The 18,328-nt window shown below is 71.2% G+C and carries 16 protein-coding genes and 1 tRNA gene; 11 read left to right on the top strand and 6 right to left on the bottom strand.

Annotation, left to right across the window (positions count from 1 at the left end; all coding sequences use genetic code 11):
* The first annotated feature begins 39 nt into the window (after positions 1-39).
* Positions 40-121 (top strand) — tRNA-Tyr (locus tag JWQ92_RS13255).
* 176 nt (positions 122-297) lie between these two features.
* Here JWQ92_RS13255 and JWQ92_RS13250 read toward each other — a convergent pair.
* Positions 298-522 (bottom strand): hypothetical protein, encoded by a 225-nt coding sequence (locus JWQ92_RS13250; protein WP_297344932.1) that lies wholly within the window; start codon positions 520-522, stop codon positions 298-300.
* 340 nt (positions 523-862) lie between these two features.
* Between JWQ92_RS13250 and JWQ92_RS13245 the strand changes: the two genes are divergently transcribed.
* The 5 genes from JWQ92_RS13245 to JWQ92_RS13225 all read left to right on the top strand — a co-directional run bounded on the left by JWQ92_RS13245 (position 863) and on the right by JWQ92_RS13225 (position 4,428).
* Positions 863-1,627: a prolipoprotein diacylglyceryl transferase gene (locus JWQ92_RS13245; RefSeq protein ID WP_297344931.1), complete on the top strand. Its 765-nt coding sequence runs from the start codon at positions 863-865 to the stop codon at positions 1,625-1,627.
* Positions 1,624-1,971 carry a hypothetical protein gene (locus tag JWQ92_RS13240; RefSeq protein ID WP_297344930.1) on the top strand — a complete coding sequence of 116 codons (348 nt, stop codon included), beginning with the start codon at positions 1,624-1,626 and terminating at the stop codon, positions 1,969-1,971. The genes JWQ92_RS13245 and JWQ92_RS13240 overlap by 4 nt, the downstream gene beginning before the upstream one ends.
* A 16-nt stretch (positions 1,972-1,987) precedes the next feature.
* Complete coding sequence (locus JWQ92_RS13235; RefSeq protein ID WP_297344929.1) at positions 1,988-3,664, top strand: radical SAM protein; 1,677 nt, start codon at positions 1,988-1,990, stop codon at positions 3,662-3,664.
* A complete protein-coding gene (locus JWQ92_RS13230; RefSeq protein ID WP_297344928.1) occupies positions 3,661-4,023 on the top strand; it encodes a hypothetical protein in 363 nt (120 codons plus the stop codon). Before JWQ92_RS13235 ends, JWQ92_RS13230 begins: the two co-directional genes overlap by 4 nt.
* A 105-nt stretch (positions 4,024-4,128) precedes the next feature.
* Positions 4,129-4,428 (top strand): hypothetical protein, encoded by a 300-nt coding sequence (locus JWQ92_RS13225; RefSeq protein WP_297344927.1) that lies wholly within the window; start codon positions 4,129-4,131, stop codon positions 4,426-4,428.
* Between the two features lie 19 nt (positions 4,429-4,447).
* Here the strand turns inward: JWQ92_RS13225 and JWQ92_RS13220 are convergent, their stop codons facing one another.
* On the bottom strand, positions 4,448-5,629 hold the full coding sequence (locus JWQ92_RS13220) for a GAF domain-containing protein (protein ID WP_297344926.1): 1,182 nt from the start codon (positions 5,627-5,629) through the stop codon (positions 4,448-4,450).
* A gap of 824 nt (positions 5,630-6,453) precedes the next feature.
* Between JWQ92_RS13220 and JWQ92_RS13215 the strand changes: the two genes are divergently transcribed.
* Complete coding sequence (locus JWQ92_RS13215) at positions 6,454-6,702, top strand: DapH/DapD/GlmU-related protein (protein ID WP_297344925.1); 249 nt, start codon at positions 6,454-6,456, stop codon at positions 6,700-6,702.
* 27 nt (positions 6,703-6,729) lie between these two features.
* Here JWQ92_RS13215 and JWQ92_RS13210 read toward each other — a convergent pair whose 3' ends face one another.
* Complete coding sequence (locus JWQ92_RS13210) at positions 6,730-7,380, bottom strand: TetR/AcrR family transcriptional regulator (protein ID WP_297344924.1); 651 nt, start codon at positions 7,378-7,380, stop codon at positions 6,730-6,732.
* 781 nt (positions 7,381-8,161) lie between these two features.
* Here JWQ92_RS13210 and JWQ92_RS13205 point away from each other — a divergent pair.
* Complete coding sequence (locus tag JWQ92_RS13205) at positions 8,162-10,948, top strand: PKD domain-containing protein (protein ID WP_297344923.1); 2,787 nt, start codon at positions 8,162-8,164, stop codon at positions 10,946-10,948.
* 43 nt (positions 10,949-10,991) lie between these two features.
* Here JWQ92_RS13205 and JWQ92_RS13200 read toward each other — a convergent pair whose 3' ends face one another.
* The 3 genes from JWQ92_RS13200 to JWQ92_RS13190 are packed head-to-tail and all read right to left on the bottom strand — an operon-like array spanning position 10,992 to position 14,896.
* Complete coding sequence (locus JWQ92_RS13200; protein WP_297344922.1) at positions 10,992-12,047, bottom strand: glycoside hydrolase family 43 protein; 1,056 nt, start codon at positions 12,045-12,047, stop codon at positions 10,992-10,994.
* A complete protein-coding gene (locus tag JWQ92_RS13195; RefSeq protein WP_297344921.1) occupies positions 12,044-13,843 on the bottom strand; it encodes a glycoside hydrolase family 2 TIM barrel-domain containing protein in 1,800 nt (599 codons plus the stop codon). The genes JWQ92_RS13200 and JWQ92_RS13195 overlap by 4 nt, the downstream gene beginning before the upstream one ends.
* 42 nt (positions 13,844-13,885) lie before the next feature.
* The gene (locus tag JWQ92_RS13190) at positions 13,886-14,896 is read right to left on the bottom strand and encodes a LacI family DNA-binding transcriptional regulator (protein WP_297344920.1); all 1,011 of its coding nucleotides are present in this window, start codon (positions 14,894-14,896) and stop codon (positions 13,886-13,888) included.
* A 190-nt stretch (positions 14,897-15,086) separates the two neighbouring features.
* Here JWQ92_RS13190 and JWQ92_RS13185 point away from each other — a divergent pair, with 190 nt between their 5' ends.
* Genes JWQ92_RS13185 through JWQ92_RS13175 form a run of 3 tightly spaced genes read left to right on the top strand, consistent with a single transcriptional unit; the run spans position 15,087 to position 18,272 of the window.
* Positions 15,087-16,403, top strand: coding sequence for an ABC transporter substrate-binding protein (locus tag JWQ92_RS13185; RefSeq protein ID WP_297344919.1), 1,317 nt, complete (start codon positions 15,087-15,089; stop codon positions 16,401-16,403).
* Entirely contained in the window at positions 16,396-17,364 is a 969-nt protein-coding gene (locus JWQ92_RS13180) for a carbohydrate ABC transporter permease (RefSeq protein WP_297344918.1), read from the top strand. Before JWQ92_RS13185 ends, JWQ92_RS13180 begins: the two co-directional genes overlap by 8 nt.
* 5 nt (positions 17,365-17,369) lie before the next feature.
* The gene (locus JWQ92_RS13175) at positions 17,370-18,272 is read left to right on the top strand and encodes a carbohydrate ABC transporter permease (RefSeq protein ID WP_297344917.1); all 903 of its coding nucleotides are present in this window, start codon (positions 17,370-17,372) and stop codon (positions 18,270-18,272) included.
* Positions 18,273-18,328: the final 56 nt, after the last annotated feature.

Below are 18,328 nucleotides of genomic sequence, written 5' to 3'. Positions count from 1 at the left end.
GCCTCCGGCCAGCCTGCATCAGGCTGGCCGGAGCAGCCAGGCGGGTTACCCAAGCGGCCAAAGGGATCTGACTGTAAATCAGCCGGCGTAGCCTTCGGGGGTTCGAATCCCTCACCCGCCACGCCGCGGGAAAGCCCTGGTCTGAGTCCTGTTCTCAGCCAGGGCTTCTTGCGTCTCCGCTTCGTGTGACGCCCCACAGGCCCCTGCGCGGGTGGGAGTACATGTGGCCGGTGCTCGCGATGTGTCGAGTAGCCGACCGTTTCCGCACCACCGTGATCCGCATCCCTGCCGTCAGGGTCAGCCGCGCGGCTGCTGCCGACGCTCCCCGAGGTCCTCGGTGTCGACGTCGCATCCCGGTGGTGGGACGGCCCGGAGGCGGCGCCCCGCTGTCCGGGCCCGCGGCTTCCGCGGCGACCGCCGATCCGCCATCCGGATCGCGCGGCCGACACCGAGCGCGACGAGCGCGCTGAGCAGGAGCCACCCGGCGAGCACGGCGAGCAGCACGGTTCCCCATACCGGCATGGCGCCCATGCTGCCATGGGTGGAACGACCTGTCTGAATCTGTCCCCCTGTTGGAGGACGAACGGGGGACGAGCCCTCGATGCGAGCGCTGTAGAGGGTGCCCGGTCGCCCCCCGTGCGGCGGGGCGTGCCGGCGCTTCCACCGCCGGCACGTAGACATCGCCCATGGTTGTGGGGGTGCTTCTTCTCGGCTGGCTCGTCTTCGTCGTCCTGGCATGGGTGCTCGCCGCGCGCCGGATCCGCAGGAACAGAGCCCAGGGGCGCCCCTGACCGTGCGCAGGCTCCGGCGACGGACCCCGGAGCCGCTTCCGCCCGGCACCTCCCGGCGCTAGCTTGGCGGCGTGATCGCCTTGCCGTTCGCGGGGAACGGGCTCGTGCACGACGGGTTCGTCGGCCTCGGGGTGGCGGTCTCGCTGGCCTTCTACGCCTACGAGCAACGACGGCGCGGTCTGACCGACTCCCGTCTGTGGACCATCGCGGCGTTCGCGATCATCGGCGGCGCGGTCGGGTCGCGCCTCCTCACGTGGGACGTCACCCGCAACGTCCCGCTGCTCGACTGGTGGTCGGCCGGCGACCGCAGCATCCTCGCCGGCCTGGTCGGGGCCTGGCTCGGGGTGCACGTCGGCAAGCGCGTCACCCGCTACCGGGAGCGGACCGGCGACCTCTTCGCGCCCGCGGTCGCGCTGGCGATGAGCATCGGACGCATCGGCTGCCTGCTCACCGAGCTCCCGGGAACCCCCACCGGCGCCGCGTGGGGGATCGTGCTGACGCCCGGTCAGGCGGCCGCGGTGGGCGGCCCGGCCGGGGTCCCGCTCCATCCGTCGTTCTTGTACGAGATCGCGTTCCAAGTCGCCGCCTTCGCGGTGATGTGGCGGTTCCGCGACCGGGTCCCGCATCCCGGCGACCTCTTCATCTGCTACGTCGCCGCCTACGCGCTGTTCCGATTCGGCGTGGAGTTCGTCCGTGGCAACCAGCTGATCTGGCTCGGGATGAGCCGGCCCCAGTGGTTCCTCCTCGTGACGATCCCGCTGCTGGCCTGGCGGGTGTGGGTGGTGTTCTCGAGAGCGGCTCCGGCCGGGCGTGAGCAGAAGAGGGTGGCGGCATGAGCGATCTCCCGCCGGCGCCACCCGTGCCGCCGGACCTCCCGCCGGCGCCCCGCGGCGGATCCCCCTCTCCGAGGGCCGGAGGGTCGGTCCTGCTCGGGATCGTCGTCGGGGTCGTGTTCATCGGCGGGTGCGTCGGGCTGGCCTTCCTGCTCGTCTCGAGCGTCCCTGCGCTGAGCGGAGTCCTCTTCTGGGCGCCTGCGGTGGCCTGCCTGATCGCCGGCATCGTGCTCGCGGTGCTCCCGCGCACGACGCGGTTCGGGGCGGGGCTGCTGATCGGGTTCGGGATCTCGCTGCTCGTCAGCGCGGGCGTCTGCGTCGCACTCATCACACGGATAGGCCTCTGAGAGGACGGACTACGGCATGACCTCCACGTCGGGAACCATCCGCCGCGCGCCACTCGGCGACGGGCAGCCGCTGCGCGGGGACCGGATCCACCGCTACGTCACCGCGTTCTGCCCACGATGCCACGAGACGGATCCGCCGCTGGCCCAGGTGCGACGCCTCTCCGGAGCGCTGATGGTCCGCGACGGCCGCGTGTGGCTCGAGCGCGGCTGCCCGGACCACGGGCTCGTGCGGACTCTCTACGACGAGTCGCCCGAGATCCTCCGCTACCTGGAGAAATGGCAGGCGCCGACCAAGCGGCACACGCCCGATTCGGCCGACAACTACCGGCAGGTGCCGGAGGCGTACGCGTTCGGGCTGCCGGCCATGCAGACGCAGCACACCTGCATCCTGCTCGAGGACGTGATCGAGCACTGCAACCTGCGGTGCCCCACGTGCTTCACGGCGTCGGGTCCGCAGCTGCACGGGGTCGCCCCGCTGGCCGAGGTGCTGGCGAACGTGGACACCCGGCTCTCCCGTGAGAACGGCCGCCTCGACGTCCTGATGCTCTCCGGCGGTGAGCCGACCCTGTACCCGTACCTGGCGGAGCTGCTGGACGAGCTCGTCGCACGGCCGATCGTCCGGATCATGGTGAACAGCAACGGGCTGCGGATCGCCACCGACGACGAGCTGCTCGCACTGCTGACGAAGCACCGCCAACGCGTCGAGGTGTACCTGCAGTACGACGGGCCGTCTCCGGAGTCCTCGATCCACCACCGGGGCGCGGACCTGACCCGCTTCAAGGAGGCGGCGATCTCGCGGCTGTCCGAGGCCGGGGTGTTCACCACGCTGACGATGACGGCGACGCTGGGTGTCAACGACGGCGAGATCGGCGCGGTCGTGCTGCGGGCCCTCGAGACGCCGTTCGTGGGCGGGGTCGCGATCCAGCCCGTGTTCGGGTCCGGGCGCGGGCACGGCATCGATCCGCAGGACCGGCTCACGCACACGGGCGTGCTGTCCCGGCTCGCCGGGCAGACGGGCGGGGTGGTGTCCTGGCACGACCTCACCGCGCTGCCGTGCTCGCACCCGCACTGCGCATCCGTCGGCTACATGCTCAAGGACGACTCCGGCACCTGGCGCTCCCTGGCCGCATTGATCGGGCACGACCGGTTGCTGGAGTGGCTCGAGATCGCACCCGACACCCTCGCGAACCGCATCGCGGACAGCGCCCTGCCGCTCAGCCTCCGTTCCGTGATCAAGTCGTCCCTGCTGGATCTGCTCAGCGAGCAGTCCTCGCTCTCCCACCCCGGGACCGCGGAGCTGTGGAAGAACATCTGCACCCAGTGCGACCTCGGCATCGGGACCCTGACCACGCTCGCGGCCGGAGCGCTGCCCGGCCAGCACGCGCGCCTCCGACGGCTCCTCGCCGACCGGGTCACCCGCATCACCGTCAAGCCGTTCATGGACATCTCCACGATGCTCGAGGAGCGGCTGACGCAGTGCTGCGTGCACGTGGGCACCAAGAGCGAGGGCGGCGACCAGCAGTGCGCCCCGTTCTGCGCCGTCCAGGCATGGCCGGCACTCGGCCGTCAGCGGCTGAGCACCACCACCGGGCTGCCCCTTTCCACGGCGGGATCCGTGCGATCCACACGGCACCGGGTCCCGGCGGTCGGGTTACCGGTGCCGACCGTGCACCAGAGCGCCGCGCAGCCGTGAGCGCCGAGGCCGACGCCCGGCGGATCGCCGGTGGGCCGCTGCCCTCGGCGCTCGTCGACGACGGGGCGGCCCGCCGTCGACGAGACCTGCCCGAGACGCAGGAGAGCGGGCCCCACGACCCGCTCAGCCTCTGCATCTTCGCCACCGTCGCGTTGCTGGGATGGCTCGCCGGGCCGGTCGCCCTCGCGGTGTTCGCCGCCATCGGCTTCGCCGGGTACTGGAGGGCCCGGCGTGCAGGACTGCTGCGTTCCCGGTGCTTCCTCCGCGACACCCGGCTCGTGATCGCCTACCTCGGGGTGCTCGTCGTCGCCGGCGGCTGGGGGACCTATGCGCTGGTCGCGGGGCTCCTCGGCGCGTGACGCGGCGACCCGGGGGAGACCGGCCATGTCGACCCCCACTTCTGGGGGACGACCCGCGGCCGTGTCCGGTGCGACGGACGTCCACCGGTGAACTAGACCAGACGCGTGAACCCGCTCGGAGTCGTGCTCGTCATCGCCGGCTGCGTGATCGCGCTCGGCGCGCTGGCGTCCCTGGGCGTTCTCGCGCTCATCGCCGTCGAGCCGTGGTCGCGCTTCCGCCCCCGCTACCACCGGGGCGTGCGGCCCGAGGCGCGTCCCGCTCCGCCGCTCGCGGTGATGGGCCGTGCCGCGTCGACGACGGCGGCCGCCATTCGCGCCGCCGTCCCCGACCGGCGGCCGGATCGATCGGCCACGCGGCATCCGCGCGGCGCTCGCCACCTGGTCGCGCTGCTCGGCGGACGCTGACGCGCGCGGCGCACCGCCACTACTCGCGGCGGAGCGCCTCCGTCCAGAGCTCCTGCTCGATGCGGCCCGCGAGCTCGTGGAGCTCCTGCAGGTCCGACTCGCGCATGGTTCGCGGGGCCCGGTCGTAGACGCAGAGCGCGCCGATCCGATAGCCGTCCCAGGTGTGGATGGGCACGCCCGCATAGAAGCCGGGGCCCGTCGGCCCCTTCGCCAGCCGGCGGCCGGACACCCGTGCGTCGCGCCGGACGTCGTTGATGAGGGTGAGCCCGTCGGCCGCGATCGTGACGTCGCAGAAGCCGTCCTGCCTCGGCACGGTGACCCCGGCAGCGCGGGTCGTGGCGAGCTGCCACTGCTCGTCCCCGTCGATGATGTTGAGCGCGGCGCCGTCGGCGCCGAACACCGCCTTCGCGCGCCGCACGATCACGTCGATCAGCTCACCGGGCGCATCGCCCTTGAGCCGCATCGAGTCGAGGGCGGCCTGCCGCAGCTCCTCGTGCGCGGCGCTGTCCCGGTAGGAGTGTCCGGCGCCCGGGGCGAGCCACTCGTCCAGGTCGAGCAGGGCGAGACGGATCCGCTCGACGACCTGATCGGACCAGGCCGCGTAGTCGGTGGGGGAGAACCGGCCGCCGAGACCGATCCGGTGGAGCGACGGTGCCAGCTCGGCGAATCGGACCCCCGCGTGCGCGCACGTCCGCGCGGTGAGGTCGTGGAGCTTCCCGGCTCGTCGCCAGATGCGCCCCGACGGCGCGTGGGAGTTCGCGAGCATCGCCCGCGCGGAGTCGTAGACGAACACGCGGCGCCCGGTGTCGACGTGCGAGGTGAGGGCGTGGAGCAGTCGGGTCAGCTGCCGCTGCCAGTGCGACGGGCGGATCAGCCGGGCGGCGGGATCCTCGCCCAGGACGACCACGAGGGCGTCGAACCGCCGAAGGCGCAGGCCGGGGAGCGCGTCCAACGCCCGGTCGCTGGTCAGCTCCGCGTCGACGATCACCGTGAGGTCGACGCCGCGGCCGGATCGGGCGTGGAGCGCGTCGGCGAGCGCGCCGGGGAGGCCGGCCTCGTGCGACTGCAGACCCCAGCCGGCCAGCACGCCGCTGCCCAGCACGAGCACCTGATGCGGCATCCGGCCCGATCGCCGGATGGTCGCTACCCGGTCGGGGCGAGTGGAGGCGAAGGCGGGCAGGCGGGGTGGGGCGGTCGCCAAATCTGATCGCCTTCCCCGTTTGCAGCGCTGAAGCGTGTGCCGTGCGAAGCAGGACCATAAGCGGGATATCGCTTGATCCGCGTTCCCACGCCACGTCCGTGTGGATACCCAGGAAGCCACGGAATCCGCCGTCCGGGCCGATCCGACCCGATCTGGGGTAGGCGGATCCACGCTTTGTACCCCGGGTGTCCTCCTGATGGTCGACCTGTTCCGACGCTGCAAGCGGTCACAATGGATCCGCTGACTTCGTGGGTCGGAGACCTCCGGCCGACGAACGGCGCCGGCGCGACGTTCGGGTCGTCCGCCCGGCAGCGAGTGGTACGGGGCCGGTCTGGGGAGGCCGGCGCCGACCGCTCCTCCACCCGAAGCATCGCTGACACCCATCACGCGAGGAACCCATGCACATCCGAGAGATCCCGGTCATCGAGTACCGGCGCTGGCTCGCGTCCCTGTCGACCGCGGATGCCACGATCGCGCCGGTGGGAGCCGCCGAGGGCGGTTCGTCCGGCCGTTAGACCGCCAGGATCGAGGGGTGAGCACCGACCGCTTCCTCGAGATCCACGGGCCGGCCTTCCAGGCGATGAGCGAGCGGGTGCTCGAGGTCACCGCGCTCACGTCCCGGCTGAACGCCCTGCCGTTCGACGACGCGGCGGAAGGGGGCCCTGCTCGAGCAGATCCTCGGTCGGCCGGTCCCGCCGGGCACGACGATCCACCCGCCCTTCTTCACCGATCACGGACGCAACCTCGAGGTCGCCGACCGCGTCTTCATCAACCAGAACTGCACGTTCCTCGACTACGCGGGGATCCGCCTCGCGGAACGGGTGATGATCGGGCCGAAGGTGACGTTCATCACCCTCGGTCACCCGGTGGATCCGGCGGAGCGGCGCCGCTGGATCACCGGAGCGCCGATCGACGTGGCGGAGAACGTCTGGATCGGCGCCGGGGCGACGATCCTGCCGGGCGTCACGATCGGCCGGGACGCGGTCGTCGCCGCCGGGGCGGTGGTCGCGGACGACGTGCCGCCGGCGACGCTCGTCGCCGGGCCGAAGGCCGAGGTCCGCCGGGAGTGGTGAGCGCGTCCCGGCGGATCTCGGGCCGGGTCACGGTGTCCTGAGGAAGCTGCGGCTCCAGGTGTCGGCGAGATGGTCCCGGAACGCCTCGACCGGCCATCCGCGCTCCGCCGTGAGCTGCAGGTAGTGCTGCCACCCGGCGGTGGCCCAGATCGTGTCGGCGATGCGACGGTCGGAGAGGTCTTCGCGGAGATCGCCCGTCGCCCGCAGGTCCGTGGTCATCCGCAGCATGTTGTCCGCGCGGCGCGTGGAGATCTCCCGGTCCAGCGCCGCGCAGTCCGCATCCGTGCCTGCCGCATCGCGGAGGGCCGCGAAGATGGGCGCGGTTCGCGGGCTCATCTCGGCGATCGCCGAGGCGTAGAGATCGAGCATCTCGGCGGCGCGGGCGCGAGTGCGGATCTGCTGCACGTAGCCCCGCTCGAGCGGATCGACCGGGCGGCCGGCACCGGAGATCGCGGCTTCGACGACCTCGCGGAGCAGCACCGGCTTGCGCCCGATCGTCGCGTAGATCGTGTCGACGGCGACGCCGGCCGCCTTCGCGACGTCGGCGATCGAAGTCGCGGCATAGCCCTTGGCGGTGAAGAGGTCCCACGCCGCGTCGAGGATCCGCCCCCGAGTGCCGAGCGCCTGGTCCGCGCGCTTCGGCGAGACGTACCGGCGGCCCTTGACTTCCCCATCCACGAGGTCCACAGTACCCACATTCATCCGAAATGGCCTCGGATGAAATAGGAGAGGTGGACCCGAAGAGCTCCGCGAAGGCGCGGCCGTTCCCCCCGAGCGCCGCCACCCAGGTGTCGACGCCTCCGCCACCGTCACACTCTGGAGTGTCCGACCGGACCGGCGGCGTTACAGGGGGTTCCGGGTCGCCGAGTCGCGCCCCGGCGACCCGTACACCGCCGGGCGCCCGTTGTCCATCCCTCGCTAACCGAGATATCCCCCCCGGTAGACTGAACGACGTTCCGGTGCGACGACTCACCTCGGGGATGAACTGCGACCAGCGGCGCCCTTCTTGGATTGCGGAACGGCCGATCGAGGCGGAACGCCTCACGGAAGCAGGCGTTCGATGTCCGCATACCAGCCCGATCAGGCATCACTCTCGTACAGCGCCCGGTTCTGCCGGCGCTGCGGCGCGACGATGGACCGCCGCCTCGGGTTCCTCGGCCGCAGCGCCTGGCGCTGCGTGCAGTGCAGGCCCGCCTCCGAGGGGCACTGACTCCTCCGCGCGGCGTCCGCCGAGCCTCCTGAGCATCCCCGCCGAGCCCGCTCCGGTGCGATGACCCCGGTCGGGTGGTGCCGGTCGCGTCGCGACCGGACCTCGGGGAGCCGCCACCGTGCTGAGCGGCGGGATCCTCCGGATCCCCTCTCGATTAGTGCCGCTCCGAGGCGTACTCTGCGTGCGCGTCGGACCCTGCATGCCGTCGCATCCGCTGCGGAGAGGGCGCCGACGAGAGCCGGTGCGGACATGCGGACGATCCTCCTCGACGCCGATCGTCGGCGGCCCGTCGCGCGGGTGGCGTTGTGCGCCACCGTGACGCTCGCACTCGCCGCCTGCCCCGCGGCCGTGCAGCTCGCCAGCGCGGCGCCCGCGCCGGGCGCCCAGCACGTCTTCGTCGTCATGATGGAGAACACCGACTGGTCGGCGGTGAAGGGGAACCCCGACTTCCCCTACGTGAACGGGACGCTGCTCCCGAACTACGCCTCCGCCGACGACTACAACACCGGCCTCCATCCGAGCCTCCCCAACTACGTGGAGCTCGAGGCCGGTGACACGCTGGGCCTGACCGACGGGTCGTACCTGCCGACCGACCACTCGGTGGCCACGACGGCGCACCTCACCACGCAGCTGAGCGGCGCCGGATTCGATTGGCGGTACTACGCCGAGAACCTCCCGGGCGGCGGTGCGACCTGCAACGTGAGCGACCCGGGAACGCCCTACTCGGAGGATCACAACCCGTTCGCCTACTTCACCGACGTGCAGAGCGATCCCGCGTACTGCATCCGGCACGAGCGTCCCTACTCCGAGTTCGCAGGGGATCTCGCGAACGGGACGGTGCCGGACTACAGCTTCATCGTTCCGAACGACTGGCATCAGGGCGAGAAGCTCGCCGCGGGCTCGTCCTGCATGGGCTGCCAGGCGGACGACTTCCTGAAGACCGAGATCCCGAAGATCCAGGCGTCGGCGGCGTACCGGGCGAACGGCATCATCCTCGTGCTGTGGGACGAGAGCGGCAATCGCAGCGCGAACACCAGCGGGTTGATCGCGGTGTCCGATCTGGCGAAGAAGGGCTATGCGAGCAGCGTGCCCTACGACCACGGATCCACTCTGCGGACGATCCAGGAGATCTACGGTCTGACGCCGCTGCTCGGCGACGCCGCGACGTCGACCGACCTCTCCGATCTGTTCACCACCTCGCCGTTCGGCGCCGGCAGCGCTCCTGCCACCCCGCGCGCCGGTTTCTCGGCGACGCCCACCTCGGGGTCGTCGCCCCTCGCCGTGTCCTTCACCGACGCGTCCACCGGCCCGCCGACGTCGTGGGCATGGGACTTCGGTGACGGCGGGACCTCGACCGACCGGAGCCCCCAGCACACCTACACGGCCGGCGGCGTCTACACGGTGACCCTGACCGTGACGAACGACACGGGATCGAACTCGGTGGCCCGCACGAGCGAGATCACGGTCTCGAGCGGGGGCGGAGGTGGTGCACCCGGTGCCGTGACGGCCGGATCGTCGACGACGGCGAGCGCATCGTCCGCCACGACCGCGGTCTCCCTGGCGAGGCCGGGCGGGGTGGTCGACGGCGACGTGGAGGTCGCGAACATCGACGCGGACGCGAACCCGTCGATGCCGTCGGTGCCGGCCGGCTGGACGGCGGTGACGGACCCGCTGACCGACACGACCTACGCGCGGGTCTTCTCCTACTACCACGTGGTCGCCAAGGCGGCCACGGAGCCGACGACCTACGCGTTCCGGCTCTCCGCCGCCGAGAAGTGGGGCGGCGGGATCACGGACTTCCACGGCGTGGACGGGACAACACCGTTCGACACGGTGGCGGCGACGAAGGTCATCACCTCGTCGGCGACCTCGATCGCGGTGCCGAGCCTGACGACGTCGACGCCGGGGGCGATGCTCGTCGGCGGGGTCGGGCTCAACAGCCTGACCACGACCCTCGCCCCGCCCACCGGGTGGACGGAGGCCTGGGAGGCGGACGGGGGCCAGGACGCCGACCTCGCCTATCGGGCCGCGCCAGCCGCAGGCGCGAGCGGTGTCAGCACATGGACGCCGTCCAGCGGCAACAGCGGCGCAGGGTGGGTCCGGGCGCTCAGACCGGCCGGCGCAGCATCCTCGGCGCCCGGCACGGCACCGGTCGCCGGGTTCACGGTGACGCCGTCCTCGGGGAGCGCGCCGCTGCCGGTGTCGTTCGCCGACACGTCGGCCGGCTCGCCGGCGTCGTGGAGCTGGGCCTTCGGCGACGGTGCATCGTCCACCAGTCCTTCGCCGTCCCACACCTATGCGACGGCCGGAACCTTCATTGCCACGCTGACCGTCGCGAACGCCTTCGGCTCCGACACCGCGTCCCGGACGGTGACGGCGGCGGCGGCCGTCGGCAGCGGGCCCCGGGCGGTCACCGCGGGATCCTCGACCAAGGCGACGGCGAGCGCAGCGAGCACGTCCGTCGCCCTGACGCGGCCCAGCGCCCTGCTCGACGGGGACGTGCTCGTCGCGAGCATCGACGCGGACGCGAACCCGACCATGTCGGCGGTCCCGGCGGGGTGGACGGCGGTGACGGGCGCCTTGACCGACACCACGTACGCACGCGTGTTCTCCTACTACCACCTGGTCGCCAGCGCCGCCGCCGAGCCGTCGAGCTACGCGTTCCGGCTCTCCGCCGCCGAGAAGTGGGGCGGCGGGATCACGACGTTCCACGGCGTCGACGGGACGACGCCGTTCGACACGGTGGCGGCGACGAAGGTCATCACCTCGTCGGCGACGTCCATCCTCGTGCCCACGGTCACGACGTCCACGCCGGGGGCGATGCTGGTCGGTGGGGTCGGCGTGAACAGCCTGACCACGACGCTCACCGCGCCGACGGGGTGGACGGAGGCGTGGGAGGCCGACGGGGGGCAGGACGCGGACCTGGCCTACCGGGCGATGCCCGCCGCCGGCGCGACCGGGACCAGTGCCTGGATCCCCTCCGTCGCCAACAGCGGCGCCGGCTGGGTCCGCGCGCTCAAGCCCGCAGCGGGCTGACCCGGGCGGCCCGCCCGTCCGCCGCGACGCGATCGGGAGCGGGTCAGCCCGTCTTCTGGCCACTCGGCAGCGGCTGCGGGGAATCGGCGCCGATCGGGCTGCCGAAGTCGGGGGCGCCGTCGGCGCGCCACGTGAACCGCTGGGTGTCGATCACGCGGTCCCACCCGGCGCCCGGATACCGGGCCGAGTGGTACACGATCCAGTCCTGGCGGCCGTCCGGCGACGTCGTGAACGACGCGTGACCCGGGCTCACCACATCGGTGTTCCCCGCGAACACGGGCTTCGGGGACTTCGCCCACGACGAGGGGTCGAGCGGGTCGCTGCCGGTGAGGTGGAGCATCCCGAGGCAGTAGCTGTCGGTCCAGCTGCCGCTCGCGGAGTACACGAGGAAGAGCCGTCCGTCGTGCTGCAGTGCCTCAGGGCCCTCCTCGATCGGCATGCCGTTGCGCTCCCACGGCAGCGTGGGGCTCGACAGGAGCACGCCGGGGCCGTCGAGAGCGGTCGGGCTCGCCATCCGCGCGATGTACAGGTTCTGCTGCCCGTCCTTCGCGCCCGGCCAGCCGGACCACACGAAGTAGTCCTTGCCCTTCCACGTGAAGCGGGTGCCGTCGATCGCCCAGCGGTTCGCGCCCCCGGTCACCGGTCCACGGTCCGTATAGGCGCTGAGGGGGTCGTCGGATGCGGACTCGAGCACGAACATCCGGTGGTTCGCGTTGTTCTGATCATCGGTCGTCGCGGCGAAGTAGACGTACCAGTGGCCGTCGACGTGGTGCAGCTCCGGCGCCCACACGGCCTGGCTCTGCGGGCCCTGGGCGGGGTACGTCCAGATTCGGTGCTCCGTGCCGGAGCCGATCCCGGTGAGGTCGGCGGTGGGGGAGACGGTCAGCCAGATCCCGCCGTCGCGGCTCTCGGCCAGCAGGTAGCGGTCCTGCCACCTGATCACCCACGGGTCGGCGCCGTTCGACTTGATGGGGTTGCTGAAGCCGGGTCCGGAGGCGCTGGGCGTGGCCGCGGGCGTGCCGGAGCCGCTGCAGCCGGCGAGGGGGATCGTCATCAGCAGCAGCGTGGTCGCGGCGAGGGCGCCGAGGCGCCGGTTCACGCGCCCTCGCCGGTGATGATGGCCCGCAGCTGCTCGATCGGCAGCTTCGGCCGCCGGTCGGCGGTGAGCAGGCCGTTCGCCTCCTGCAGGGTGTCGGTCAGCTGCGTGTAGCAGAAGCCGGCGAGCACCCGGCTCGCGTGCACGGCCGCGAGCAGCCCCGAGAGCCGCTCGCGGAAGTCGTCGGCAGTGGTGGCGGTCGAATAGCCCCAGTCGGCGTCGCCCGACCCGGAGGGCGACCACCGGATGCCACCGAACTCGCTGAGCACCACGGGTACGCCGTCCGTCGGGCCGGAGAGGCGGATCCGCCTGCCTGCCGGGCCCACCCCGTCGAGCTCCCGCTCGAAGGCGTCGGCCGTGCCGTACCGCTCGCGCACGACGTCCGGCCGCCACTCGTAGTCGTGCACGGTGAGGAGGTCGGAGTCGACGTGCTCCCATCCGTCGTTCGAGATCACCGGACGCGTCGGGTCGATCGCCCGCGTGAGCTCCGTGATGCCGCGTGCATACGACTGCAGGGACGCCGTCGAGGCGATGTGCTGCACGCCCCAGCTCTCGTTGAGCGGCACCCAGGTGACGATCGACGGATGCGACCGGTCCCGGTCGAGCACCTCGAGCCACTCGCGCACCGTCCTCGTGATCGCCGTCGGCGACGACTCGTACGCGCCGGGCGCCTCCGCCCAGACGAGCACGCCGAGCCGGTCCGTCCAGTAGAGGAACCGGGGGTCCTCGAACTTCTGGTGGATCCGCACGGCGTTGAAGCCGAGGTCGCGGATGAGCTGCACCTCGGCCCGGAGCGCGTCGGCCGACGGGGCGGCGAGGTGGGACTCCTCCCAGTAGCCCTGCTCGAGCACGCTCCGCAGGTACACGGGACGGTCGTTCAGCAGGAACCGGCCCCGTTCCACGGCGGTGCTCCGCAGGCCCAGGTACGAGGTGACGGTGTCGGTGCCGGCCGGCCCGGCGACCTCGACGGTCGCGTCGAGCAGCACGGGGGAGTCGGGTGTCCAGAGGAGCCGCTCGTAGCCCTGACCGTTCGCCTGCTCGGCGACGGGCAGCACGACGGTGAAGCGGTCGCGGGTGACGACGACCGAGCCCTCCGCGAGGGGCACGCCGTCATGGCCCAGGGCGACCCGGCAGGACGTCCCCTCGGCCGGGACGGAATCGAGCGCGACCTCGAGCCGGACGGTCGCGGTCGCGAGGTCGGTCGTCCAGTGCAGGGTGCGGACGGCGATCGCCGGCACCGCTTCCAGCCAGACGGGCTGCCAGATCCCGGTCGTGCGCTCGTACCAGATGACGTGCGGCTCCGGCAGCCAGTCCTGCTTGCCGCGGGGCTGCCCGACGTCGAGCGGGTCGTCCTCCGCGCGCACGACGAGGCTCCACGAGCCGCCCGATGTGACGTGCTCGGTGACGTCGAAGGCGAACGGGGTGTGGCCGCCCTCGTGGGAGCCGAGCAGCGCGCCGTCGAGCCACACGGTGGCGCGGTAGTCGACGGCGCCGAAGTGCAGGAGCACTCGCGGCGACGCGGCCGAGCGGCCCGCCGCGTCCAGATCCGCCGTCGTGAGGGTCCGCCGGTACCAGACGACCGGGTGGTAGCCGGAGTCCCCGATGCCGGAGGCCTCGGACTCGGGCGGGAACGGCACGGTGATCGCGCGGCTCGCGGGTAAGGCGGCGGCCCAGCCCGACGACCGTCCCTCGTCCGCGTCGTCGTGGGCGAAGTCCCAGGCACCGTCGAGCGAACACCACGCCGGGCGGACCAGCTGAGGACGAGGGTGGAGGTCAGCGCCGGAGACGTCGTCGTGCATGACGCCAAGTGTGCCCTATTTTCAGCGCTGTAATCCTGAGGATCAGGCGGACGGAGCGCTCTCCCGCACCACCAGCCGGTGCGGCACCATCACGTGCCGGCCGAGGCCCTCGAAGCCGGCGATCCGCTCCTCGAGCAGGTCGAGGGCCGCGTCGGCGAGCGCGGTCGTGTCCGCGGCGATCGTGGTCAGGGTCGGATGGGTGAACGACGCCATCGTGATGTCGTCCCATCCGGTGACCGCCACGTCGTCGGGCACCGAGATGCCGCGCTCGGCGAGCGCCCGCAGGGCGCCGATCGCCGCGAGGTCGTCCCGGCACACCAGGCCGTCGATCGAGAGGCCCCCGTCGAGCGCCGTGCCGAGGGCCTCGGCTGCGGCGGCCGCGGAGATCGCCGAGCTGGCCACGAGCAGCGCCGGGTCCACCGGGAGGTCCTCGAGCTCGAGTCCCCGCTGATACCCCATGATCCGCACCTTCGACGTCTGGGTCTGGCGCCCCTGCTCGTGCCCCAGGAAGCCGATCCGCCTGCGTCCGAGCGACGCCAGGTGTCGAGTGACGGTGGTGGCGCCCTCGACGTTGTCGATCATCACGTGATCGACGCTGAGCGGCGCGGGGCCCTCACCTAGCAGCACGATCGGCACGTCGGTGCGGTGCTTCGCGATCTCGAACGACGACATCGCCGCCGGTTGGAAGATCACGCCGTCGACGAGGCCCGCCTCGCTCGCCGAGACGATGGCGCGCTCCTCCTCGAGCGAGCTGTCGGTCTGCTCGAGCAGCAGGCGGTATCCGCGCTTCGTGGCGTGGGTCGACACCATGCGGGCGAGCTCGGCGAAGTACGGGATCGTGACATCGGCGAGCGCGAGCGCGAGCAGGCCGGTGCGTCCGGTGGCGAGCCCGCGGCCCATCGCGTTCGGCCGGTAGCCCAGCTCGTCGATCGCCGCCTGCACGCGTTCGCGCATCCGCACGCTGACATGCGGGAAGTCGTGCACGACGTTCGAGACGGTCTTCATGGAGACCCCCGCGTGCCGCGCAACGTCCTCGAGTCGCACCCTGGCCATCCGGCTCCCTCGGATCCCCCGCGTCGGCCGTCGGCCTTGCTGAAAATGGACCGTACACGTTCTCCGAGTGCGGCCGGGCGAGTTGACTTACGTTTTACCAGCGCTGTAACTTCAGCGCCAGCCGTGACTCGGCCGGGATGCCCCATGGCTCCTGGCGGCGCGGTCCACGCAATCACTCGAAGGGGAGCAGATGAAGAAGGGGTTCGCCCGTCGCGCGATCGCCGCAACGGTGGCGCTCGGGCTGGGCATGACGCTCGCCGCCTGCAGCAGCGGCGGCGGCGGAGGCGGCGGGACTGCGGTGCAGTCCGGCGACTACAAGGGTCCGAAGGTCACCGTCACGTTCTGGAACGGATGGACCGGTGGTGACCAGCAGACGATCCTGAAGAAGCTGGTGAGCCAGTTCAACAGCTCGCACAAGAACATCACCATCAACCCGGTCGAGCTCCAGTGGGCCGACATCAGCGCGAAGATGCCGCTGGCGATCAAGGCAGGCAAGGGCCCGGACGTCACCGTCGCTCACGGCGACGACATCGCCACCTACGCGGCCCAGGGGCTGCTGGTGAAGAGCGACGCCATCATCAAGGACCTCGGCTACACGGCCAGTGACTTCCCGCCCGGCCTGTTCGAGCACGGCGCCTACCAGGGCGCGCAGTACGGCATCCCGTGGAGCGTCACGCCCCTCGGCCTGTACGTGAACAAGTCGGTGCTGCAGAAGGCCGGCATCAGCCCGACCGACACCCCGGCGGACAAGGCCACCTACCTCTCCGACCTGCAGAAGCTGAAGAGCAAGGGCATCCAGGGCGAGTGGGTGGACGGCTACGTCTTCACCGGCACCTTCGAGTTCGAGTCGCTCCTCTGGCAGTACGGCGGCGACCTGTTCAACAAGGACGTGTCGAAGGCGACGTTCAACTCCCCGGCCGGCGTCCAGGCGCTGACGTGGATGGTGGACCTGGTCAAGCAGGGCTACAGCCCCGGGAAGGTCGCGCAGGACGGCAACATCAACGCCCTCATCGCCGGCAAGAACGCGTTCAACTGGAACGGCATCTGGCAGACGAGCAACACCGCGCTGCTGAAGGACCAGTGGGCCGCGGCTCCGGTCCCGCAGATCGGCTCGCAGAAGGCCGTCTGGTCGAGCTCGACCGACTGGGCGTTCGTCAACAACAAGGGTCAGGACAAGAACAAGACCCAGGCGGCCGCCGTGTTCGTCAAGTGGATGAACGAGCACTCGACGGTCTGGGCCGGCGGCGGTGAGCTCCCGGCGGCGAACAAGGTCCGCAACGCCGCGTCGCTCGCGTCGCAGTACCCGAACCTGAAGCCGTTCCTCGGTGAGCTGCAGTACGCGCACTTCGAGACCACCGCTCCGGGCATCCCGAACGCGGAGGCGACGATCACCACCGCGGTCAATGAGGCGGTCCTCCAGAAGAAGTCGCCGAAGCAGGCGTTGGACGACGCCGCGTCGCAGGCGGACAAGCTGCTCGCGCAGAACAAGCAGCAATACGGTGGCTGACACCACCGTCGCGCGCTCGGCCCCCCGGAGCACCCGCTCCGGGGGGCCGAGCGGCCGCACGCGCCCGCGGCGGCCGAGCGGCCGCCGCACGCTGACGGCGTACCTCTTCCTGGCGCCGTTCCTGATCCTGTTCCTCGTGTTCGTGGTCGCCCCGGCGATCTGGGGGATCTGGATCAGCCTCCACTCGTGGAACCCACTGCTGCCGATCCACCCGTTCATCGGGCTCTCGAACTACATCAACCTCTTCACGCCCGGGTCGCTGACCTCCGGCGACTTCTGGCTGAGCATGGGCGCGACGGCGATCTTCACCGTCTTCAGCGTCCCGTTCCTCGTCGCCATCCCGCTGCTCGTCGCGGTGCTGCTCAATCAGCGGCTCCGCGGGGGGACGGTGTTCCGGGCCATCTTCTTCGCGCCGTACGTGCTCGGTGTCGCCGTCATCGGCGTGGTCTGGCGCTACCTGCTGGACCCGCAGAACGGCGTGATCAACAACCTGCTCGACGGCCTCGGCATCACCCAGAACTTCCCCTGGACCGTCGACGTGCCGTGGGCCTGGATCTCGCTCGTCGGGGTCACCGTCTGGTGGATCTCCGGCTTCAACATGGTGAGCCTCCTGGCCGGGCTGAAGGGCATCAACGCCGAGCTCTACGAGGCCGCCGGCATCGACGGCGCCGGCGCGATCCGCAAGTTCTGGAGCGTCACGCTCCCCGGCCTGCGCCCCGTGATGGCCTTCGTCACCACGACGACGATCTTGTCGTCCGCGAACATGTTCGGCCAGTCGTACCTCCTCACCAAGGGCGCCCCGGGACACGCGACCCGCACGGCGATCATGTACATCGCCGACGAGGGCCTGTCGCAGAACCAGATGGGTGCCGCCTCCGCCATGAGCTACGTGCTGTTCGCCGTGCTCGCGATCATCAGCATCATCAACTTCCGGCTGCAGAGCCGCACCTCGGGGGATTGAGCCTCATGACGACGTCCACTCTGCCCACCGCCACCTCGGCGGCCCCCAGGCCGGTCGCGACGACGGGCCGACGACGCCCGAGCGCGCGCCGCGTCTGGTCCAAGGTCGCCCTGTACGCGGTCCTGGTGCTCGGCGCGCTGATCATCCTGCTGCCGCTCGCCTGGATCGTGCTCACCTCGTTCAAGACGGACTCGGACGCGATCAACAACCCCGCGTCGCCGTTCCCGAACCCGTTCTCGTTCGAGGCGTACCAGACGCTCTTCACGAGCAACGAGCCCATCCTGCGGTGGTTCCTGAACAGCCTCGCGGCGGGCGTGCTGCAGACCCTGATCATCCTGGTGACGGCGTCGATGGGTGCGTACGCGCTCGCCAGGCTCGAGTTCCCGGGCAAGAAGCTCGTGTTCGGCGCGATCGTGCTCACGCTGTTCGTGCCGCCGGTGATCTTCCTCATCCCGAACTACCTGATCGTGCAGAACTTCGGCTGGCTCGACACGATCTGGGCGATCACGGTCCCGGGAGCCGCAGGGGCGTTCGGCATCTTCTTCCTGCGGCAGTTCTTCATCAACCTGCCCGGCGAGATCGAGGAGGCGGCGCGCCTCGACGGGGCCGGCGACATCCGCATCTTCCTGCAGATCATCCTGCCGCTGTCGCGGCCGGCGCTCGCCACGCTCGCGGTCCTGTCGTTCCTCGCCAACTGGAACGACTTCCTCTGGCCGATCTACGTGCTGCTCAGCCCGGAGAACCAGACGCTGCAGCCCGGACTCGCGGTGCTGCAGGGCGCCTACTCGACGCACTTCGGCATCGTCATGGCGGGTGCGGTCATCGCATCCGTGCCGGTGATGATCCTCTTCACGCTCGCCCAGCGGCACATCGTGGAGAGCGTCGCCGCATCGGGCCTCAAGGGGTGACCGTGTCCGACGGCGGGTCCGGGAGGGCGCCGACCCTCCGGGACGTCGCCGGTGTC

Source organism: Amnibacterium sp., assembly GCF_025463795.1.
Taxonomy (GTDB): Bacteria; Actinomycetota; Actinomycetes; order Actinomycetales; family Microbacteriaceae; genus Amnibacterium.
The sequence above is the reverse complement of the archived record's forward strand: the minus strand, read 5'-3'. Positions and strand labels throughout refer to the sequence as shown.